The organism is Micromonospora sp. NPDC048986 (assembly GCF_040649335.1).
Classification (GTDB): Bacteria; Actinomycetota; Actinomycetes; order Mycobacteriales; family Micromonosporaceae; genus Micromonospora; species Micromonospora alfalfae.
The window spans coordinates 30,073-51,311 of sequence record NZ_JBEZFJ010000002.1; the positions used below are offsets into that span (position 1 = coordinate 30,073).

A 21,239-nucleotide genomic window follows, 5' to 3' on the forward strand; every position below is an offset into this window, starting at 1 on the left:
CTATGGTGCGTCAGGCGAGGTGCAGGGCACACTTCCGCCACGGCTCATCGGCCCGTCGCGCCACACCCTCGACGACCGGTGCCCACCCCGAACCGCCACCACCACCAGCGCAGACGTCCGGGCTTCTGGTCGTGGCGAGCACCCCACCCCCGCGCACCGCGTTCGTGGCGGCAACCGTCTCCCGGTGGCCGCCGACGTGGCGCACCCCCAGCAGAGGAAGTCCCATGCGCAGTCCAGCCCTCGTTCAACCCGTCCCCCTCGCACCGACCGCCAGCGCCCGGACGTCGAGACCCCGGCGGGCCCGCCGGTGGTGGACGGCCCTGGCCGTCGTCGCCGCCATGATCGCCGCAGTGCCGGTCGCGACGACTCCCGCCAGCGCGGAGTCCAACGGCGGCGTACGCGTGATGCCACTGGGCGACTCGATCACCGACGGATTCAACGTCCCCGGCGGTTACCGGATCGAGTTGTGGCAGCGGTTCACGTCCGGTGGTTACCGGATCGACTTCGTCGGCTCCCAGTTCAACGGGCCAGCCAGCCTCGGCGACCACGACCACCAGGGCCACTCCGGCTGGACGATCGCCCAGATCGACGCCAACGTGGTGAACTGGCTGCGGGCCACGAACCCGCGGACCGTGCTGCTGCACATCGGCACCAACGACATGTACGGCGACACGTCCGGGGCTCCGTCGCGGCTGGCCACGCTCGTCGACCGGATCACCAACACCGCCCCGAACGCTGACGTGTTCGTCGCGACGATCATCCCGAAGTCCGGCGCCGACAACCAGGTCCGGGGCTACAACGCCGCGATCCCCGGGATCGTGCAGAGCCGGGCCGCCGCCGGAAAACGCGTACACCTGGTCGACATGTACCGCGCCCTGACGCTCAGCGACCTGGCCGACGGGGTGCACCCGAACGCCACTGGCTACCGCAAGATGGCCGCCGCCTGGTACGACGCTCTCCGTACGGTGCCCGGCAGCATCGGGGGCGACACACCGCCGACCACTCCGCCGCCGACCACTCCCCCGCCCACCACGCCCCCGCCGTCCGGCGACTGCCGCGTGACGTACACGGTCAACGCCTGGAACAGCGGTCTCACCGCGTCGGTCTCGGTGACCAACACGAGCAGCACGCCGGTCAACGGTTGGGCCCTGGCGTTCACCCTGCCCGGTGGGCAGGCCATCACCAGCGGATGGAACGCCACCTACTCCCCGTCCAGCGGAGCGGTGACCGCGCGCAACGTCTCCTACAACGCGACGATCGCGCCCAACACCTCGGTCGACATCGGCTTCCAGGCGACCCACACGGGTGGCACCGGCCGGCCGGCCGCGTTCACCCTCAACGGCACCGCCTGCGCGGTCGCCTGACCCCAGCTCCCGCGGTGCCGGGCCCGGCGGCCCGGCACCGCCCCCGGCACCCGCTGGTCGGCCAGACCCCGCCTCGCGCGTCAACGCCGTGAACGGTGGCCCTCACGGCGCCATCAGGTTCTGGACCGGAACACACGCCCGGCAGGGCCAGACGCGTACGGTGCCGTCGTCATGCGTCGAGACGAGCCGCTCGCCGTCCGGGCTGAAGTCGACGGTCTCCACGGAGGCGCCGAATCCCCCGAAGGTCACTGACTGCGCGGCCTCCGAAGCGCGCCACAGCCGAGCGGTGCCGTCCTTTCCAGAGCTGAGCACCCACTGCCCATCCGGGCTGAACGACACGTGCCAGACGGGACCCTCGTGCCCTCGCAACACGATCGGCGCGCCGCCGCTCGCGACGGAGTGGATCTGCACGGTGCCGTCGAAGCCGGCACTGGCGACCCGTTGTCCGTCCGGGCTGAACGCCACGGCCCACACCAGTCCCTCGTGACCGGGAAGTAGTAGTGGTTCGGCAGTGCCGAGAGCGTCCCAGATCCGTAGGGTGCCCTCCGCGCCGGCTGTGGCGACCTTCGTGCCGTCCGGGCTGAAGGCGGCGTACCGGATCTCCTCGGCGACTCGATGGACTACCGGGGCACTCTCACCGGCGAGGTCCCAGATGCGCAGGCTCCGGTCGTTGCTGACGCTGGCCAGGCGGCGGCCATCAGGGCTGAAGTCAGCGGTCCACGCCTGCTTCTCGTGCCCCCGAAGCACCACCGGATCGCGTCTGCCGGCGAGGTCCCAGACCCGTACGCTGCCGTCGCGGCCGCCGGTGGCCACACTCGTCCCGTCCGAACTCACAGTGAGACCGTAGACATCGCCGTCGTGGCTGCCGAGCACCCGAGGCTCGGCGGGTGCGGCCAGGTCCCAGACCCGCACCGTGCCGTCCTCGCCGCCGCTGACCACCCGCTGCCCGTCCGGTGTGAACGCGGCGGACCAGGTGGCCTTCTCGTGGCCCCGAAGGATCAGACGATCACTGCCCGGGTCCCAGATCCGTAGCGTGCCGTCATCGGCGGCGCTCACCAACCGGGATCCATCCCTGCTGAACGCCAACGCCCAGACCCGGTTGGTGTGGCCGCGCAGCACCAACGGGTCGCCAGCGCCGTTGACGTTCCAGATCCGTACGGTCAGATCGTCACTGGTTGTCGCGACCCACTGCTCGTCCGGGCTCAGCGCGAGCCCTTCCACGGTGCCCTCATGCCCGCGCAGCACCACCGGGGTCTCCGGCCCGGTCAGCGGCCACACCCAGGCCGTACCGTCGGCGCTGGAGCAGGCCAGGCGGGTGCCGTCCTGGCTGAACACCAGTGTCCTGGTGGCCTCGCGTGGCCCGGTGAGAATCGTTCTGGTGGATCGCGTGGCCAGGTCCCAGAGTCGCACCGTCGCGTCGTGGCCGCTGCTGGCCAACTGGCGCCCGTCCGGGCTGAAGGCCACACCGACCGCTACCTTCCTGTGCCCACGCAGCACCACCGGTGGGTAGCCGCCGCGGGCATCCCAGACCCGAACGGTGGTGTCCTCGCCGGCACTGGCGACCAACAGTCCGTCGGGGCTGAAGGCAACTCCCCAGACCGGGCCCTCGTGCCCGCGTAGGACGATGGGACCAGCGGTGCCATCGACCTGCCAGATCCGGACGGTGCCGTCCGACCCGGCGGTGACCAGTCGCTTCCCGTCCGGGCTGAACATCGGGCTCCAGACCTGCCCCTCGGGGCCGCCGGTGAGGGCCAGGCCCGGTCCGGAGACGCCGTGCCCGGCCCAGGTCCACACCCGCACCTCGCCGTCCGTCCCGGTGGCCGCCACCCGCCCTCCGTCCGGACTGAACGCCACCCCCAGGGCCTTCTTGCTGCTCATCGGCACAATCGCCTGCAGTCGGTCATCGACGGCGGCCTGGCGCAGCACCATCTCCGCACCGACGGTCGGGCGTGTGGTCAGAGCGCGTTGGGCGAGGCGCTGCGCCTGCTGTGGATCGATCTGCAGTTGGTTGTTGGCCTCGACCGTCAGCTGCCGGGAAACAGCGAGGTCTCGCTCGACGGCCGCCCGGTTCGCCTGCACCAGTGCCACTGCGGCGAGGACGCTCACCACGACAACGGTCGCCGCGAGCGCGGTCAACGCCACGCTGGTCCGCCGCCGTCGGGCTGCCCGGCGTCGGCTCTCTCGGGCACGGCTGGTCTCCAGAAAGTCCCGTTCCAGGTCACTGAGGTTCATCACCTGGTGCGTTCCCCAGAGCGCCAACTGGACCCCCCGATACAGGAATCCGTCCGCGCGGTCATGCCGATCCCACTCGGCGGCAGCCCCCGTCAGCCTGCGATGGGAGCGCAGCAGTTCCCGATCTTCGGTCAGCCAGCGACGCAGCCGGGGCCACTCCTGGATCAGGGCCTCGTGGGCCACCATGACGCCCTTTTCATCCGCCGTGACCAACCGCGCGGCCGTCAACCTGCCCAGCACCTCAGCCGCGGCCAACGGGTCCGACCCACCCACCAACTCGGCGAGGGGCGCCCGGCGTCGGGTGTCCTCGGTGCCGTCACCGAGGGCGGTCAGGCGCAGGAAGATGTCCCGTGCCAGCTCTCGCTGCCCTTCGTCGAACTGCGCGTACACCCCCTCGGCGGTACGCGTGATGGCGCCGTTCACGCCGCCTGACTCGCGGTAGTGGGCCAGTGTGATCCGTTTACCCTGCCGCAGCCGCGACGTCTCCAACAGCGCGTGGGACATCAGCGGCAGCGCGCTCGTCTGACCGCCGACGTCTGCCACTGCCATCTCCACCAACGCCGGATCGACGAGCAACCCGGCGCGCTCGGCGGGGCCGGTGATCGTGCGACGCAGATCCTCATCGTCCATCGGGCCGATCAACAGCTGGTGCTCGTGGAGAGCGGCCACCAGGGCCGGATAGGCGGCACACCGACCATAGAAGTCGGCTCGCACTCCCAGCACCACGCGGACCCTGGGGACCTCCGTCGCGGCGAGCAGCGCGGCAATGAACCCCGAACGCTCCTGCTCGTCGCGGCAGAGCGTGAAGAGCTCCTCGAACTGGTCCACCACGATGAGCATGTTCGGGGCCGATGGACGGGCACCAAGAATCTGTTCGATCGTTCCACGAATGCTGGCCGGGTCATCGGCCAGGTGACGCTGGACCGTGTCACCGGCCAGGTCGTGTTCATTGGCGAGCTGGAACGCGAACTCCTCGATGGGATGGTCGCCGGGCGTCATCAGCACCGTGGCCCAGGCCGGCTGACCCTTGACGGGATTTCCGGCCACTGCCGCCATCAGACCCGCTCGTAGCAGGGATGACTTGCCCGCACCGGACGGGGCGAAAACCGCGACGAACCGGAGACGGGTGAGCATCGCACAGAGCTGGGTCACCAGGCGCTCGCGTCCGAAGAACCATTCTGAGTCTTCCGGCTGGAACGCCGCCATTCCCCAGTACGGTCCGCGGCTGAGCGCCGTCGTCTCGGCGGACGTCACGCCTGCGATCAGGCTGTGCCACCGTTCGGTCCATTCGGCCGGATCGCCGTCACAGGCGGCCACGTACGCCAGTGTCACCTGAAGGCTTGGCACGGTCTCGCCGCTGGCCGCCTTCGCCAGCGTGGTCACCGAGAAGTGCGCACGTCTGGCCAGTTGGCGGTACGTCGGCGAACCGGCCTTTGTCCGCAGCCGGCGCAGGTCGAGCGCGAACCGCTCCAGCTCGCCGCCCTCCGGGTCGAGCGGCCGCTCAGGTCTTCCCACGTTGTCCCCCGTCACAGAGTTGTTTGTCAGCCTGGCGACATGATTGGCAAACAATCCATTGGCGACTATATCTAGCTCTGTGAACGTCGATCAACGAGTGTCGGATAGTAGCCACGCCCGACCAGGCGCACGGCCGCGATTGACGACCCAACACGATCGGCGACACGGAGGAGAGCTGGAAGGGGGTTGTGTGATGCGCGCCAGAAAAGCCATCAGCGCTGTTACCCGCAGCACCGATTGCCGTTCTGGATACGGGGGGCGTCACGCAATCCCCGAATTGAAAAGGGGGTATTCGTTTTCGAGTTCGCTACCGAGGAAAAGCCCATTGCTGAAGCGTCAGTCGTCCGGAGCGTTGACGAGAACTGCAGTCGATCTGGAGCGCGGGGTAGGCGATGGGGCGGCGACGGATTCCGCCGCCGCCCCATCGACCTGCGGAGGTGCTCAGCAGGCAGTGCGGGAACGCGCCATCGGGCGACTCCGGCACCTCGGCCGGCTCTGGGCGGTCACCGCTCCACGGCGCGGTAGAGCCGGCTCACGGTTTCGGCCACGCAGACGGGCTTGCCGCCACTGTCGCTCTCCACTGTGACCGTCACCACCAGCTGCACACCGCCGCTCACCGGCGACACGTCGACGATGGTCGCGGTGGCGCGTACGGCGGCGCCGACCCGCAGCGGCGCCGGGAAGCGCACCCGGTTCAGCCCGTAGTTGACGCCCATCGCCACCCCCTCGACCCGGTAGAGCCCGCCCGCCAGAGCTGGCAACAGCGACAGGGTGAGGTACCCGTGGGCGATAGTCCCGCCGAACGGCCCCGCCGCGGCTCGGACCGGGTCGAGATGAATCCACTGGTGGTCGTCCGTGGCGTCGGCGAAGAGGTCGACGCGGCTCTGCTCGACGCGCTGCCACGGACCGGGCCCGAGGCTCTCGCCGGTCGCGGCGGCCAACTCCTCGACGGAGGTGAAGACTCTCATGCCGGATCTCCCTACAGCTACTAGAAGGCGTTGACGCCGGTGAGCGCGCGTCCGATGAGGAGTTGCTGAATTTGACTGGTGCCCTCGTAGAGCGTTGCCACCCTGGCGTCGCGCAGATACTTGCCGACCGGATACTCGTCGATGTAGCCGTACCCGCCGAAGACCTGGACCGCGTTGTTGGCCGCGCGGACGGCGGCCTCACTGGCGAAGAGCTTGGCCGTCGACGCCTCGGTGGCGAACGGCTGGTCGCGGTCGATCAGATCGGCCACCTGCCACACCAGCAGCCGGGCGGCGGCAGTGTCGACCGCGATGGCGGCGAGCAGTTGTTGGACGAGCTGGTGTGCGGCGATCGGCTTGCCGAACTGGGTGCGCTGCCCGGCGTAACCGACCGCCGCGTCGAGGCAACCCTGGGCGATGCCGACGCAGCCGGCGGCCACCGACATCCGGCCCTTGGCGAGGGTGGCCATTGCCAGCCGGAACCCGGCGCCCTCGCCGCCGAGGCGGGCCGTGTCCGGCACGCGCACCTCGTCGAAGCCCAGCTCGCCGGTGGCCTGACCGCGTAGGCCGAGCTTGCCGTGGATCTCCCGCCGGGTCAGCCCCGGGCTGTCGGTGGGCACCAGGAACGCGGTGATTCCGCGGTGCCCGGGGCCGCCGGTGCGGGCGAAGACCAGCGCGACGTCGGCGGTGGTCCCGTTGGTGATGAACATCTTGGTGCCGCTGAGCAGCCAGTCGGTGCCGTCGCGCACAGCGCGGGTGCGCAGTGCGGCCGCGTCCGAGCCGCTGTCCGGCTCGGTCAGCGCGAAGCAGCCGAGTGCGCTGCCGGCGCAGAGCTTCGGTAACCACTCGGCCCGCTGTTCCGCGCTTCCGTGCGCGGCGATCGACTTGGCGACCAGGCCGAGGGAGACCGAGACGATGCCGCGCACCGCCGAGTCGCCCCGGCCCAGTTCCTCCAGGACCAGGCAGTACGCGAGGTGGTCGCCGCCGGAACCGCCGTCGGTCTCGGCGATGGTCAGCCCCAGGAAGCCCAGGTCACCGAGCATGCCGACGATGGCGGGGTCGACCGATTCGCGGCGGTCCCAGGCGGCCGCCTGCGGCAGCAGCTCGCGGTCGGCGAACTCGGCGGCCAACTGGCGGACCGCCGCCTGCTCGGCGGAGAGGGTGAGGTCCATGACGCTCAAACTAGCGGTGATAGTTAAACGCGTCCAGACCGGACGCTCACCGGTCGGAGGCCAGACCGACGTGCCGTTCGGCGGTGAACGCGCGGGCCAGCTCGGTCCGCGAACGGATGCCCAGGCGGTGGAACACGTTGCGCAGGTGGTGATCGACGGTGCGGGTGGAGAGGAACATCCGGGCGGCGATCTCCCGGTTGGTGGCGCCCTCGGCGACCAGCTCGGCGATCCGCAGTTGCTGGCCGGTCAACAACCGGGCCGCGGGCAGGTCCGGCGGACCGATCGACTCCCCGGCCGCCCGCAGCTCCGTGGTGGCCTGCTCGGCCCAGCACTCCACCCCGAGCAGGCTGAACATCTCGCGGGCCTGGTGCAGGTGCGTCCGCGCGTCGCGAGGGCGTCGGCTGCGGCGCAACTCCTGACCGAAGAGCAGTTCGGTGCGGGCCCGCTCGAACGTGCCGGCCTCGGTCGGGTGCAGGCGCAGCGCCGCCTGGAAGTCCCGTTCCGCCTCGGTGCCGCCCCGAGGGGCGAGCAGTGCGTGACACCGCGCGGACAGGGCCCGGCGCAACGGGCTCGCGGTGCTGCTGGCCCACCTGTCGAACGCGGCGAGCGCGGCCGTCGCCGCCGGCCGGTGCGCCAGGTGCGCCGCCGCCTCCACCAGGTACGGGGTGGCCATCACCTGCACCAGGACCTGACCTCGGCGCGTGCCGAGCCGAGCCAGCGACGCCAATCGCTCCGCCGCCTCGGCGTGCCGGCCGTCAACCAGGTCGAGCACCGCCAGGGCCCACGCGGCGAGCGCATGCGGGCGGCTGCCCGGCGTCGGCGACTCGCCGATCTCGCGGATCCGCCGCAGGCTGGTCTCCCGATCGGCCCGGATCGCGGCGAGGACGGCGAGCATGCCCAGATGGACGTTGGCGCAGTTGACCTGCCCGGTGGCCCGAGCGACGCGCAGCCCGTCGCGGGAGGTCTCCGCCGCCGCCTCGTGCCGACCCAGCCAGTACTCGGCGACCGCCCGCAGCTCCAACGCCCGCGGCAGCATGGACAACTCACCCCGTTCCCGGGCCAGCTCGACGGCACGCTCGGCGAGCCGGTGGGCCGCCCCGTCCACCGCCACCAGCAGTCCGGCCGCCGCGGCGCAGCTGAGCGCGGTGGGGGTCAACGCCCAACCGGTCAGCCGGTCGCCCAGCACCACGGCGCGGCGCAGCGCGGGCCCGGCTCGCTCGTGGTCGCCCCGCAGGGTCGCCGCCACCCCGGCGACCAGACAACCCATGACCTCGATGGCCGGTGGGTCGTCGGGTCGCCGCAACGCCAGCGCCCGCCGGCCGATCTCGGCGTACCGGTACTGGTCGCCGGTGAAGCAGACCGCCTCGCCGGCCCGCACCAGCCCGGTTAACGCCAGGGCACGGTCGGTGCCGTCCACCGCCGCGGTGGAGGCCAACAGCGTGGCCGACGCACTCATCGCGGTGCCGCAGCGCAGCTCCAGCTCGCCGCGGAGCAGGTCGGCGCGGCCTCGAACGACCGGGTCGACGCAGACCGCGCGGAGGCGGTCGAGCAGCAGCCGGGCCTCGTCGGGTTGTCCCCCGGCCCAGGCGTAGCGGGCTGCTGTCAGCAGGCGGGTGGCGGTCAGCCTCGGCTGGTCGCTCAGCTCGGCGGCCCACCGCAGGGCCACCGAGGCGGCGACCCAGCCGTCGGATCCGCCGACCGCCGCCTGTTCCAGTTCGGCGGCGAGGGCCGGATCGGCACCCGCGGTCGCGGCGGCGAGGTGCATCGCCCGGCGGAGCCGCTGCCCATCCGCGACCAGCACCTCGGCGAGCAGTCGGTGCGCGGCGCGGCGCTCCGCGAGCGGCGCGCTGGCCGCGATCATCATGCGCACCAGCGGCTGCGGAAAGGTGACGCCGCGTTGCTCGACGCGGACCAGGCCGGCGACCTCCGCCGGGGCGAGCGCCTCGACCTCGGCGCCGGCGGCAGCAGTGGCCCGGATCAGGGTGCCCGGCTCGCCGTCCTCATCGAGCGCGGCGAGCAACAGCACCCGCCGGGTCTCCGGGGGCAGCCGGTCCAGCCGGGCACGGTACGCGCGACCCAACGCTCCGTCCGCCGGTGGCGCGGCGGGCGGCGACTCCTCGCCCCGCCACTGCCCCGCGGTGAGCACCTCGGCGAGGTCCACAAGGGCCTGCGGGTTGCCGCCGCCGATCGCGGCCAGGGCGGTCACTGCCGACGCGGCCGGCCGGTCGGGGAGCCGGTTGCCGCCCTCGCGTTCGGTGAGCCGATCGAGTCGATCGGTGAGGACGGCACGGCTCTCGTGCTCGCTCAGCGCCCGCAGCCGGTGCGCCGGTATCCCGTCGAGGTTGGCGGTGACGTCCGCGGTGAGCAGGACGGCGAGCGGCAGGTGCCGCAGTCGGCGGGCCACGAACGCCAGCACCTGCGCGGTCTGCGGGTCACCCCGGTCGATGTCGTCCATGGTGGCGAGCAACGGCCGGTCCCGGGCGGCGGCGGTGAGCAGCCCGAGCACCGCCATCGACAGGGTCAACCGCCGGTCGGCCGGGCAGCTCTCCCCGGCCAGTGCGCGCCGCAGCAGTTGGCGCTGCTCACCGGGGAGCGCGGCGGCCCGGTCGAGCACCGGGTCGACCAGACGTTGCAGGCCGGCGTACGGCAGGGCGGCCTCCTCGGCGAGCCCGCTGCCGGCCAGCACGGTGCAGCCCTCGGCGTGCCGATGGGCGTAGCCGATCAGCGCAGTCCGGCCCGATCCGGGCTCTCCGCGCAACAGCAGGGCACCGCCGGCGTTGGTCATGCCGTCGAGCAGGCTCCGGACAGCCCGGCACTCGTCGTCCCGGCCACGCAGCACGGTTAGTTGCACTCTTGATGCAGTAACCATGCCTGCCAGTGTTACCCATCGGAAACCGAATGGAAAGAGGGGGCGATATCGGGCCGGGCCGGAATCAGTCGGGCGCGACCTCGGCCAGCAGGGCGCCCACGGTCCGGGACATCACCGCGCGGGCCTGGTCCACGCCCAGGCCGAGCCCGTAGCGCAGCATCGACCAGGCCTGCCACGTGCTCGCCGCCACCAGGGCGTTGAGCAACTGCTCCCGGCCCGACCCGGCCTCGGCCAGCTCGACGGCGAAGAGCTCCTCGACCTCGTCGCGGACCCGTTCGATGTGCTTGAGTTTGTTGCGGTGCAGCTGCTCGGAGACCGGCTCACGCATCTGGGCGGCCCGCGCCGACGGCGCGATGAGCTGGAGCAGCCGGGCCCGCTGCCGGCAGTACGCGTCGACCCGCTTCGTCAACGGCAGCCCGGTCGAGATCGGCCGGTAGGCGGCGTCCTGCTGGCGGAGCACCTCCGCGCCGCTGGCCTCGAAGAGGGTCTCCATGTCCTTGAAGTTGGTCCAGAGGGTGCGCAACGAGATCCCGGCCCGCTCGGCGATGCGTTCCCCGGTCGGGCGGAGGTCACCCTCGGAGATGAGCGCGAGGTGCGCCTCGACGATGGCCGCGCGGGTCCGCTCGGCGCGCGCGGTGCGCCCGTCGACCCGGCCCGCCACATCGACCCCGTCCATCCGCCCCCGCCCCCTCACCGCCATGGCGTCCCCCGACGCACCGCCGAGTCTAGACAGCCGTTGATCAGCGGCTCCGGACGCTCCGCCGACGTCGTCATCCGGCCCGGCCGGTCAGCGAGACGCCACCGTCGCAGACGATGGTCTGCCCGGTGATCCAACTGGCATCGTCGGAGGCCAGGAAGGCGACAGCGCCCGCCACGTCCGACGGCAGACCGAGGCGTCCGAGCGGGTACCGCGCGGCGACCTCCGCCTCCCGCCCGTCGTAGAGGGCGGCGGCGAAGCGGGTCTTCACCACGCCGGGGGCGACCGCGTTGACCCGGACCGTCGGCCCCAGCTCCACGGCGAGGCTGGCGGTGAGGTGGTTGAGCGCAGCCTTGCTGACGCCGTAGCAGGCGATGCCGGGCGACGGGCCGAGCCCGGCGATCGACGAGACGTTGACGACGCAGCCGCCGCGTTCGGTCATGCCGGCGGCGCAGACCTCCTGCACCCAGCCGAGCGCGGCGACCACGTTCACGTCGAGGATCTTGCGGGCCGCGGCCAGGTCCAGCTCGACCAGCGGGCCGTGCACCGGGTTGATGCCGGTGTTGTTGACCAGCAGATCCACCGGGCCGAACGCCGCGCTCACCTGGCGCACCGCGGCGGCCCGGTGCTCGGGATCGTCGGCCCGGCCCGGCACCGCAAGGGCGTGCGCCGGACCGCCCAGGGTGGCGACCGCCTCGGCCAGCCCTTCCGGGCGGCGGGCGGTCAGACCCACCCGGGCGCCCTCGGCGACGAGGCGTCGGGCGATGGCCAGACCGATCCCCCGACTGGCGCCGGTGACGATGGCGACCCGGCCCGCGAGTCGGCCCGAATATGCATTCACGGTGCAGATAGTAGGAGCGTCGATCGGTATCGGTCAACGCCTCCGCCGACCGGTCGGCAGGCCGAGCCGACAGCACGCGCGCAGTCGTCCGACCGGGCGTGGTCAGGCGGGACCACGCCCGGTCGGACGTCGGGGCTACGGGGCTACGGGGCTCAGGAGACGGTCGGCACCCCGTTCGCCGGCGGCGCGGCAGGGGTGGCGGTGTACTCGTTGACCGACCCGTCCGCCTCGTCCGTCTCGTACGCCGGACCGAAGTAGCTCTGCACTCCCCCACTCACCCGGCTCAACCGCTGGCCGCCGTATCCGGAGTGGTCGGTGGCGGAGAAGCGCAGCGGCACCAGCCCGGGGCCCTGGAAGCCGCCCTTCTGCACTGCCTCCAGCACCTTCTCCCGGGTCAGGTCCTTGCCGGCGGCGAGCAGCACCTGCACGAAGAGGTAGCCGACCGACATGCCGTAGACGGTGTTGCCGTCGAACGGCGCGTCGCCGTTGTGCTCCTTGTTGACCTTCGTGAAGAGCTGGATCCACGGGTTCGCCGTGTCGTTCTGCATCGGCAGGTAGTTGGTGCCGACCATGCCCTCCAGCAGCGGCGCGGCGGCGCCGAGCTGCTTGGCCAGTGTCGGGTGGTCGGCGCCGACGTTGGAGACCAGCCACTGCGGCTTGAAGCCCAGCCGCGCCGCGGTGCCGATGGAGAGCGCGGTGAAGCCGGGCACTGTGGCCAGCACGACGACCTGGCAACCGGCCGCCTTGAACGCGCCGATCTGCGGCGCCACGTTGGTGTTGCTGGTGACGTACGTCTGCTTGACCGCCACGGCCGTGGCGCCGAGGACCTTCTCCACGCCGGCCAGGCTGTCCCGCCCGAAGTCGTCGTCCTGACCGAGGAAGCAGACCTTCTGCCCGGCCAGGTCCCGCTTCGCGTAGTTGGCGAGGATCTTGCCCTCCACCGTGTAGTCCGGGTTGAACCCGAACGTGCCCGGATACTTGTCCGGCTGGTCCCAGCTGCGGCTGCCGGAGGCGACGAACAGGTCGGGTACCCGGTTGCTCTTGAGGAAGTCGAGCACCCCGGTGTGCGTCGGCGTGCCCAGGCCGTTGAGGACGGCGAAGACCTTGTCCTGGAGGACGAGCTGACGGACCACCTGCTGGGTGTTCGCCGGGTTGTAGCCGTCGTCCATGATCTTGTAGGTGATCTTGCGGCCGTGCACTCCGCCGTTGGCGTTGACGTAGTCGAAGTACGCCTTCGTCGCTGGGGCGATCTTCGAGTAGCCGGCCGAGGCCGGCCCGGTCAGCGGCATGTGGGTGCCGACGACGATCTCGGTGGCGGTGACGCCCGGCACCGATGCCCCGCCGGAGCCGGGTCCGTCGTCGCCGCTACAGCCGGCTGCGGTGATGAGCAGGGCAAGGGTGCTGGCGATCGCGAGGCCGCGATGCGCTTTACGGTGCATGGGAAACACCGACCTTTCTCGGTCCGGTTGTCGGGGAACGGTGTGGTGGTGGGGCGCCCGGCCGAGGCCGGACCGAGGACAGCTCAGGAACGCCGGGTCGGCCGCCTGGCCAACAACGCCCGGCCGAGACGCGACAGCAGACCCTGCACACCGCCGGGGGCGGCGATCATGACGACGATCAGGGTGAGCCCGAAGATCGCCAGGGGGAGGTTGCCCTCCAACCGCTGCGCCACAGCGGGCGAGAGCGTGAGCATCTCGGTCACCGAGTGGGTCAGATCGGGCAGGGCGACCAGCAGGACGGCCCCCCACAGCGCTCCGGTCAGTCGACCCAGGCCACCGATCACCACTGCCATCAGCAGGAACAGCGACAGGGTCAGCGAGAACGCGCCGGGTGAGACGCTCTGCGCGAGCACCGCCAGCAGCGCGCCGCCGAGCCCGGCGGTGGCGGCGCTGACCACGAACGCGAGGACCTGGGTGCGGGCCACGTGGATGCCGGCGAGGCGGGCCGCCACCTCGTCGTCGCGGACCGCCCGGAACGTACGCCCGTACCGGCTGCGGATCAGGTTCGCCAACAGCAGCAACGCGAGCAGGGTTGCCGCGCCGGTGACCCAGAGCTGCCACCGCTCGTACGGGAAGTACGGGCCGAGCGACAACGGCGGCGGCTCCACCGGCACCGACAGCCCCTGCTCGCCGTTGAACACGCCGTCGAAGGTGACCGCCAGCGCCGGCACCACCACGGCCACCGCGAGGGTGACCCCGGCCAGGTAGGGGCCACGCAGCCGGGCCGCGGCCACACCGACCACCGCGCCGACCGCGACCGTGCTGACGATCGCCGCACCCAGCGAGAGCGGCAACAGCCAACCGCCGGTCATCCCCCGGTCGGCGAACGCGGTCTGACACAGCGCCACTGTGTACGCCCCGGTGGCCATCAACGCGCCGTGCCCGAGCGACAGTTGACCGTTGAGCCCGGTGAGGACGGTCAGCCCAGCCGTCGCGCAGAGGTAGGCGGCCACGGTGGCGAGCTGGAAGTTGCGGAACGGCTCGACGGAGTAGCTGACCGCCACCAACAGCAACCCGGCGGCCAGCACCACAGCGAGGTGGCGCAGCAGGGTGGAGCCGCGTCGCCGGTCGGCCGGTCGGCCGCCCCGGTCGTCCAGCTGCTCTCTCGGCGGCACTGCCGCCTTCGTGGCGCTCACACCCGCCTCGCCGCGACCGGGGCGAACAGCCCACCGGGCCGGACCAGCAGCACCGCCAGCAGCAGGACCAGCACCGCGAGCGGAGTGAGGTCACTGCCGGCGTAGCCACTGACGTAGGAGAGCAGCAGCCCCACCGCGAGCCCACCGACCACCGCCCCCGGTGGACTGTCCAGCCCGCCGACCACCGCCGCGGTGAACGCCGAGACGAACACCAGGTCCATCGCGTGCGGGTGCAGGCCCAGCTCGGTCGGCAGGACCAGCATGGCGGCCAGCGCGCCCACCCCGGAGGCGAGCGCCCAGCCGAGGGTCAGCATCCCGCCGACGTTGACCCCGAGCAGTCGGGAGACCTCCGGAGCGAAGGCCGCCGCGCGCATCCGCAACCCCACCGGGGTACGCGCGAACATCCAGGCCAGGCCGCTGACCACCACGCCGATCGTGGCGAAGACGAACAGGTCGTACGGGGACAGCACGGCGACGCCGCCCACTGTGAGGGCGGACCGGCTGAACGGGGCCTCGGCGGGGCGGAACTCGCTGCCGTACACCATGCCCAGTACGGCCTGGATCAGCAGCACCAGCCCGAGCGCGACGATCACCGGGTTGAGCGGTGAGGCGTGATCGACGTGCCGCATCACCACGCGGTCCACCAGCGCGCCGAGCAGCAGGCCGGCGACGATCGCGACCACGAAACCCAGCCAGTAGGAACCGGTCGCGGTGCTGACCGTGTAGGCGACGTACGCGGCGGCGACGGCCATCGCTCCCTGGGCGAAGTTGACGACCCGCGCCGCCCGCCAGATGAGCACCAGGGCCAACGCGAACGCGGCGTACACCGCGCCCCGGGACAGGCCGTCGACGGTGAGGAAGACGAAGCGGTCCAACAGTCCTCCCTCCGGGGGACGAGGTGGTGGTCAGAAACCGAGGTACGCGTGGCGCAGGTCGACGTCGTCGCGTAGCTGCACCGCCGGGGCGGCGATCACCACCCGACCGAGGGACATCACGACGCCCTGGTCGGCGACGGCTAGCGCGCTGCGCACGTTCTGCTCGACCAGCAGGACGGTCAGCCCGGTGCGGTCGCGCAGTTGGCGGAGCAGGGCCATGGTCCGGGCGACCACCCGTGGCGCAAGGCCGAGCGACGGCTCGTCCAGCAGCAGCAGGCGGGGTCGGCCGACCAGGGCCCGACCGAGCGCGAGCATCTGCCGCTCGCCGCCGGAGAGCTGATGACCGAGGTGCCGGCGGCGTCGGGCCAGCGGCTCGAAGAGCTGGTAGACCTCGTCGAGGGCCCGTCCGGCGTCGGCGCGGTCGCGTCGCCACAGCCCGCCCAGCCGCAGGTTCTCGTCGACGGTCAGCTCGCTGATCACGCCCCGACCCTCCGGCACGTGCGCCATGCCGCGTCGGACGAGCTGCTCCACCGGCGTACCGCGAAGGTCTTCCCCGGCCAGCAGGACCTGGCCGGCGGCCGGGCGGATCATGCCGGAGAGCGCGCGCAGCAGAGTGGTCTTGCCGGCGCCGTTCGCGCCGACGACAGCGGCGATGGTGCCGGCCGGGACGGTGAGGTCGATGGCCCGCAACACGGGCGCGGCACCGTAACCGGCGACCAGCCCCCGCACGACGAGCAGGTCGGTCGCGGTCATGGGGATGCCTCCTCGACTGTGACACCGAGGTACGCGTCGGTGACCGCGGGGTCGTCGCGGATCTCGTCCGGGGTGCCGGCGGCGATGACCCGGCCGAAGTCGAGCACCACGAGTTCGTCGCAGACGGCCATCACCAGGTCCATGTGGTGTTCGACAAGGAGCACGGCGCAGGGGGCGGTGTCCCGTCGGGGCAGTTGCCGGACCAGCTCCGCCAGCTCGGCGATGTCGTCCGCCCCGAGGCCACCGGCCGGCTCGTCGAGCAGGAGCAGCCGGGGCCGGGCGGCGAGCGCGCGGGCCAGGGCGACCCGCTGGCGTACGGCGAAGGGCAGTGTGGTCGGCGCGGCCCCGGCGTGCTCGGCGATGCCCAGCTCGTCGAGAATGGCCAGGGCCTCCCCGCGGAGCCGACGCTCGTCGCGGTCGCTGGCCGGCAGCCCGAGCAGCGCCGGGACGAAGCCGGCACGGGCGGTGTGCGAAGCGCCGGTCATCACGTTCTCCAGCACGCTCAGCCCGGCGAAGAGCCCGGTGCCCTGAAGGGTCCGGGCGATGCCGAGCCGGGTCAGCCGGTGCGGCCGTGGCCGCAGCGGCCGGCCGTCGAGGGTGAGTGAGCCCGTCTCCGGTGCGACGAAGCCGCAGATCACGTTGAACAGCGTGGTCTTGCCGGCGCCGTTGGGCCCGATGACGCCCACCACCCGGTTGGGTGGCACCCGCACTGACACGTCGTCGAGGGCGGTGAGGCCGCCGAAACGGACGCCGATGTGGTGCAGTTCGAGGCCGCGCTCCATCACCCATCCCTCTGTCGTGGCGGGTGTTTATTTACACTCGCAGTGTACGTTTCTCGGGTTTGGCGTCAAGACCTTCAATGCTCCCCTGCGCACGTGGACGGGGCGGCCGCCAGCGGCGACCGCCCCGTGACCGCCGTCAGGCGCTGGGACAGGTGTTGCGGTACTCCTGGATCTGCGAGCCGCTCGGGCCGGGGCAGAGGAACTGCTCGTAGCGGGTGTCGTCGTCGACGAACCGCTTCAACCAGGCCACCATCTGCCGCGCGGTCGGCGTGTTCGTGGTCTGCGGGAAGAAGTGGCTCGCCCCGTTCAGCTCCAGGTACGCCTTCTCGGCGGAGGCCGGGATGCTGTTGTAGAAGGGCACCGAGTGCGACGCGACCGGCGCGACGCTGTCGCTCTCGCCACCGACGATCAGCGTGGGCACCCGCAGCTCGGACCAGCTCTTGTCCAGGTTCCACGGCGCCAGCGGCACCGCGGCCTGCAACGAGGGTCGCGACGAGGCCGCCTCCAGGCTGCCCCCGCCACCCATGGAGTGGCCGGCCACGGCGAGTCGACTGCTGTCGATCCGGGTGCGCACCGAGCTGCGCTGGGTCAGGTAGTCCAGCGCGGCGAGCAACTGCCGGCCCCGGCTGTCCGGCTGGTCCAGCCGGCTGTTGGTCTCGATGCCGATCACCACGAAGCCGTGCGAGGCGATGCGCGGTCCGAGCCAACTGATGCTCGACCAGGCGGCTGTGTAACCGGGCGAGATGGCGATGGCGCCGAAGGTGCCCTCGCTGGTGCTGGTCGGGTAGTAGATGACGCCGCCGCCGAAGCCGGTGACGCTCAGCGAGGACACGCTCTGCGAGGCCGTCGCGAACGGGCCGCGGCTGGCCTCCAGGATCGCGGTGGTCGGGGCGGGGCCCCGCTCGTACGGGCCGGCGGCCTGGGCGGCGCCGGAGGATCCGGCCAGGACGCCGCCGGCAGCCAGGACGGCGGCCAACGCGAACCGGGTGGCACGGGCTGCGACGGAACGGGGACGGGTGGTGGTTGGTGAGGACACGTCGGGCACTCCCTAAAGTCGAGGGATATCGACGTGTGTCAGTTTTGGCTGCTCCGCCGCTCCCGGCATCGGCGAAATCACCAGTCCCGGCGAAGGATGCCGCGATGAGTCGTGTTTCGACCCTCTGACCTGGGGTAGCAGGGCAGGCGCCGGCCCGCCCAAGCGCCATGGAGAGGTTCATTCAGTGGATTCCAGCAAGCCCGCCGAGGCGGTCAAGAACGTGGTGAAGACCGCCTCAGAAAAGATCACCGAAGCCCTCACCCCGGATGTCCCCGGTGCGCCGGGAAGCGCGCCACCGCCGCTCGAGGAGCCGACGACGCCGCACGACCCGCTGCCGCCGAAGCCCGAACAGGGGGCACCGCAGACCCGCACGCCGACCGGCGCGGAGACCGGCGCGCCGACGATCGCCAACGGTCAGCAGGGGGCCTACCTCACGACCGCGAACGGGGCGCGGCTGCGCGACACCGACCACTCCCTCAAGGCCGGCCCGCGCGGCCCGGTGCTCCTCCAGGACCACCACCTACGCGAGAAGATCACGCACTTCGACCACGAACGCATTCCGGAGCGCGTGGTGCACGCCCGGGGCGCCGGTGCGCACGGGGTGTTCACCGCGTACGGCACCGCCGAGGCGGTCACCAGGGCCGGGTTCCTCAAGAAGGGCCGCGAGACCGACGTCTTCGTCAGGTTCTCCACGGTGCTCGGTTCGCGGGGTTCGGCCGACACGGTCCGCGACACCCGTGGCTTCGCCACGAAGTTCTACACCGACGAGGGCACCTTCGACCTGGTCGGCAACAACATGCCGGTCTTCTTCATCCAGGATGCGATCAAGTTCCCGGACATCATCCACGCCGGCAAGCCGCACCCCGACCGGGAGATCCCGCAGGCGCAGAGCGCCCACGACACCTTCTGGGACTTCGTGTCGCTGCACACCGAGGCGCAGCACCACACCATCTGGAACATGTCCGACCGGGGCATTCCGCGTTCGTACCGGACGATGGAGGGCTTCGGCGTGCACACCTTCCGCCTCGTCAACGAGGCCGGAGAGACGGTGCTGGCCAAGTTCCACTGGAAGCCGAAGCTGGGCGTGCACTCGCTGACCTGGGAGGAGGCCCAACTGCTCGGCGGCATGGACCCGGACTTCCACCGACGCGACCTCTACGACGCCATCGAGGCCGGCGCGTATCCCGAGTGGGAGCTGGGCATCCAGGTCTTCCCGGACACTCCCGAGGAGACCTTCGCCGGCATCGACCTGCTGGACCCGACGAAGATCGTGCCGGAGGAGCTGGCCGAGGTGCAGCCCATCGGGAAGCTGGTCCTCAACCGGACGCCGACGAACTTCTTCGCCGAGACCGAACAGGTCGCCTTCCACCTCGGACACCTGCCCCCGGGCATCGACGTCACCAACGACCCGCTGTTGCAGGGCCGGCTCTTCTCGTACGTCGACACGCAGCTCACCCGCCTGGGCGGGCCGAACTTCGCGCAGATCCCGATCAACCGCCCGCACGCCGCGGTGAACGACATGCTGCGTGACGGCTTCCACCAGCACGCCGTGCACGCGGGCGTCGCACCGTACCGACCGAACTCGCTCGACGGCGGCAACCCGTTCCCCGCCGGGGACGCCGAGCACGCCTTCGTCGACGTGCCGGTGACCGTGGCGCAGGCACCGAAGGTACGCGCTAACCCGGCCTCGTTCGACGACCACTACAGCCAGGTCCGCCTGTTCTGGCTGAGCATGTCGCCGGTCGAGAAGGAACACATCATCAGGGCGTACACCTTCGAGCTGGGCAAGTGCTACCACCAGGCGATCAAGGAGCGTCAGCTGCAGAGCCTCGCCAACATCGACCCGGTGCTGTGCGAGCAGGTCGCCACCGGCCTGGGCCTGCCCGCGCCCCAGCCGACAGTGCCGCTTCCTGACGTCACGCCCAGCCCGGCGCTGTCGCAGGTCGGTCGGGAGTGGCCGAGTGACGGCCGGATGGTCGGGATCGTCGTCGACCCCGACGGCGACCTGGACGGCGTCGACGAGGTCCGCAGGGCCGTGTTCGACGCCGGGATGGTGCCGCTGCTGATCGCCCCGCACGGCGGCATGGTCGGCGACCTGCCGGTGCAGCGCACCTTCGCCACCGGCCGGTCGGTCGAGTTCGACGCGGTCCTCCTGGCCGGCGCGCCGGCACCCGCACCGGATGCCCTGCCCGCCCGCGACGCCAAGGCGGGCACGCCGGCCCCGACCACCGTGGACCCCCGCGTGCTGCTTCTCGTCGAGGAGTCCTGGCGGCACGCCAAGGCGATCGGCGCCTGGGGCGCCGGCGTCACAGTGCTGGAGCAGGCCGGCGTCGCCGGCACCCCGGGAGTCGTGGCGGCGGGCTCGGGCGTCGAGGCGCTGACCGCGGTGCAGCAGTTGATGGCCGCACACCGGGTCTGGGAACGGTTCCCGGCCGCGGTCGCCTGACCCAAGCACTGACGAGGGCCGTCCTCCGCACCACCGGGAGGACGGCCCTCGCCAGTGTCCTGGCGCTGTGGAATCAACCGATGTCGGCCAACCGGGGCAGCACCTCGTCGCCGAGCCGCCGGGCGAACTCGACAGGGTCCCGATCCGGCGTCACCTGCACCTCGCGCACGCCGAGCGTTGCGTACTCGGACACCTCGGCGAGGAACGCGTCGGTGTCGTCCAGCGGCGCCTGGGAGGCGACAACAGTCTTCTCGATGGTGTCGTAGTCACGGCCCTCGGCGGCGCAGTGCCCGCGCAGCACATCCAGCTTGCGCGCGATGTCGTCAATGCCGCCGCGGCCGAACAGGTTGCAGGCGTCGGCGTACCGGGCCACCAGCAGCAGGGTCTTCTTCTCGCCGCCACCACCGATCATGATGGGCGGGCGCGGGCGGCTCAACGGCTGCGGCGAGTTGATGGTCTCGGCGAGCTGGTAGTGCTGCCCGTTGAACGGGCCGTCGTCGGCACTCCACATCTGCAGGCAGATGCGCAGCGTCTCCTCCAACCGCTCGAACCGCTCGGCCACCGGGACGACCGGCACGCCCAGCCCGAGCTGCTCCCGCTCGTACCAGGAGGCGCCGATGCCGAGGCGGGCCCGGCCGCCGGAGAGCACGTCGAGGGTCGTCACGGTCTTGGCGAGCAACCCCGGGTAGCGGTACATCACGCCGGTGACCAGCACGCCCAGCGTCATCCGTTGCGTCATGGCCGCGACGTAGCCCAGCGTGGTGTACGCCTCCAGCATCGGCTCCTCGGCCGCGAACACCGCGTCCATCTGGAAGAAGTGGTCCATCACCGTGAACGACGCGACGCCGGCCTGCTCGGCGACTGTCGCCGTCTGCGCCAGGGTCGGTGCGATCGCGGCCGGGTCGGCCGGAGTCGAGTAGTTCCAGTAGTGCAGCCCGAGCTTCATGTTGGCACCTCCGCAACGAGCCTAGTGCCGCCCGGCGTCCGCCGGGGCCGGCTCGGAACCGCCTACGAATCAGCTCCGGCGGCGTCCATTACCGGACCATGACAATTCGTG

16 protein-coding genes are annotated in these 21,239 nt (G+C 71.6%); 2 read left to right on the forward strand and 14 right to left on the reverse strand.

The features are described from left to right. Positions 1-10: 10 nt before the first annotated feature. On the reverse strand, positions 11-226 hold the full coding sequence (locus AB0B94_RS05235; RefSeq protein ID WP_357268505.1) for a hypothetical protein: 216 nt from the start codon (positions 224-226) through the stop codon (positions 11-13). On the opposite strand from AB0B94_RS05235, the gene AB0B94_RS05240 reads away from it, so the two are divergent. Next, positions 225-1,364 (forward strand): cellulose binding domain-containing protein, encoded by a 1,140-nt coding sequence (locus tag AB0B94_RS05240; RefSeq protein WP_357268507.1) that lies wholly within the window; start codon positions 225-227, stop codon positions 1,362-1,364. The two genes, AB0B94_RS05235 and AB0B94_RS05240, sit on opposite strands and share 2 nt — an antisense overlap. Before the next feature lie 102 nt (positions 1,365-1,466). Here the strand turns inward: AB0B94_RS05240 and AB0B94_RS05245 are convergent, their stop codons facing one another. From AB0B94_RS05245 to AB0B94_RS05300, 12 genes are all read right to left on the reverse strand, one after another. Continuing rightward, entirely contained in the window at positions 1,467-5,111 is a 3,645-nt protein-coding gene (locus AB0B94_RS05245; protein WP_357268509.1) for a hypothetical protein, read from the reverse strand. Between the two features lie 503 nt (positions 5,112-5,614). Continuing rightward, on the reverse strand, positions 5,615-6,079 hold the full coding sequence (locus tag AB0B94_RS05250; protein WP_357268511.1) for a MaoC family dehydratase: 465 nt from the start codon (positions 6,077-6,079) through the stop codon (positions 5,615-5,617). 20 nt (positions 6,080-6,099) lie between these two features. Next, a complete protein-coding gene (locus AB0B94_RS05255; RefSeq protein ID WP_357268513.1) occupies positions 6,100-7,248 on the reverse strand; it encodes an acyl-CoA dehydrogenase family protein in 1,149 nt (382 codons plus the stop codon). Positions 7,249-7,294: 46 nt separating this feature from the next. Further along, on the reverse strand, positions 7,295-10,117 hold the full coding sequence (locus tag AB0B94_RS05260) for an AAA family ATPase (RefSeq protein ID WP_357268515.1): 2,823 nt from the start codon (positions 10,115-10,117) through the stop codon (positions 7,295-7,297). Between the two features lie 64 nt (positions 10,118-10,181). Next, positions 10,182-10,793 carry a TetR/AcrR family transcriptional regulator gene (locus AB0B94_RS05265; protein WP_357268517.1) on the reverse strand — a complete coding sequence of 204 codons (612 nt, stop codon included), beginning with the start codon at positions 10,791-10,793 and terminating at the stop codon, positions 10,182-10,184. 94 nt (positions 10,794-10,887) lie between these two features. Next, positions 10,888-11,655, reverse strand: a complete 768-nt coding sequence (locus tag AB0B94_RS05270; protein ID WP_357268519.1) for an SDR family oxidoreductase — start codon at positions 11,653-11,655, stop codon at positions 10,888-10,890. 152 nt (positions 11,656-11,807) lie between these two features. Further along, positions 11,808-13,094: an ABC transporter substrate-binding protein gene (locus AB0B94_RS05275; RefSeq protein WP_357268522.1), complete on the reverse strand. Its 1,287-nt coding sequence runs from the start codon at positions 13,092-13,094 to the stop codon at positions 11,808-11,810. Between the two features lie 83 nt (positions 13,095-13,177). Then, a complete protein-coding gene (locus tag AB0B94_RS05280) occupies positions 13,178-14,290 on the reverse strand; it encodes a branched-chain amino acid ABC transporter permease (protein ID WP_357268524.1) in 1,113 nt (370 codons plus the stop codon). Then, positions 14,287-15,165 carry a branched-chain amino acid ABC transporter permease gene (locus AB0B94_RS05285; protein WP_124860330.1) on the reverse strand — a complete coding sequence of 293 codons (879 nt, stop codon included), beginning with the start codon at positions 15,163-15,165 and terminating at the stop codon, positions 14,287-14,289. Before AB0B94_RS05285 ends, AB0B94_RS05280 begins: the two co-directional genes overlap by 4 nt. A gap of 30 nt (positions 15,166-15,195) precedes the next feature. Beyond that, complete coding sequence (locus AB0B94_RS05290; protein ID WP_030490741.1) at positions 15,196-15,918, reverse strand: ABC transporter ATP-binding protein; 723 nt, start codon at positions 15,916-15,918, stop codon at positions 15,196-15,198. Further along, on the reverse strand, positions 15,915-16,700 hold the full coding sequence (locus AB0B94_RS05295) for an ATP-binding cassette domain-containing protein (protein ID WP_357268527.1): 786 nt from the start codon (positions 16,698-16,700) through the stop codon (positions 15,915-15,917). The genes AB0B94_RS05290 and AB0B94_RS05295 overlap by 4 nt, the downstream gene beginning before the upstream one ends. Before the next feature lie 136 nt (positions 16,701-16,836). Beyond that, complete coding sequence (locus tag AB0B94_RS05300; protein ID WP_357268529.1) at positions 16,837-17,736, reverse strand: alpha/beta hydrolase; 900 nt, start codon at positions 17,734-17,736, stop codon at positions 16,837-16,839. Positions 17,737-17,920: 184 nt separating this feature from the next. Between AB0B94_RS05300 and AB0B94_RS05305 the strand changes: the two genes are divergently transcribed. Next, positions 17,921-20,182, forward strand: a complete 2,262-nt coding sequence (locus AB0B94_RS05305) for a catalase (RefSeq protein WP_357268531.1) — start codon at positions 17,921-17,923, stop codon at positions 20,180-20,182. 73 nt (positions 20,183-20,255) lie between these two features. Here AB0B94_RS05305 and AB0B94_RS05310 read toward each other — a convergent pair whose 3' ends face one another. Beyond that, a complete protein-coding gene (locus AB0B94_RS05310; protein WP_357268533.1) occupies positions 20,256-21,128 on the reverse strand; it encodes an LLM class F420-dependent oxidoreductase in 873 nt (290 codons plus the stop codon). Positions 21,129-21,239: the final 111 nt, after the last annotated feature.

Coding starts and splice junctions, on each gene's coding strand:
- AB0B94_RS05310 (WP_357268533.1), bottom strand. CDS start 21,128: ATGAAGCTCGGGCTGCACTACTGGAACTACTCGACTCCGGCCGACCCG.
- AB0B94_RS05255 (WP_357268513.1), bottom strand. CDS start 7,248: ATGGACCTCACCCTCTCCGCCGAGCAGGCGGCGGTCCGCCAGTTGGCC.
- AB0B94_RS05275 (WP_357268522.1), bottom strand. CDS start 13,094: ATGCACCGTAAAGCGCATCGCGGCCTCGCGATCGCCAGCACCCTTGCC.
- AB0B94_RS05260 (WP_357268515.1), bottom strand. CDS start 10,117: ATGGTTACTGCATCAAGAGTGCAACTAACCGTGCTGCGTGGCCGGGAC.
- AB0B94_RS05250 (WP_357268511.1), bottom strand. CDS start 6,079: ATGAGAGTCTTCACCTCCGTCGAGGAGTTGGCCGCCGCGACCGGCGAG.
- AB0B94_RS05235 (WP_357268505.1), bottom strand. CDS start 226: ATGGGACTTCCTCTGCTGGGGGTGCGCCACGTCGGCGGCCACCGGGAG.
- AB0B94_RS05240 (WP_357268507.1), top strand. CDS start 225: ATGCGCAGTCCAGCCCTCGTTCAACCCGTCCCCCTCGCACCGACCGCC.
- AB0B94_RS05290 (WP_030490741.1), bottom strand. CDS start 15,918: ATGACCGCGACCGACCTGCTCGTCGTGCGGGGGCTGGTCGCCGGTTAC.
- AB0B94_RS05295 (WP_357268527.1), bottom strand. CDS start 16,700: ATGGAGCGCGGCCTCGAACTGCACCACATCGGCGTCCGTTTCGGCGGC.
- AB0B94_RS05265 (WP_357268517.1), bottom strand. CDS start 10,793: ATGGACGGGGTCGATGTGGCGGGCCGGGTCGACGGGCGCACCGCGCGC.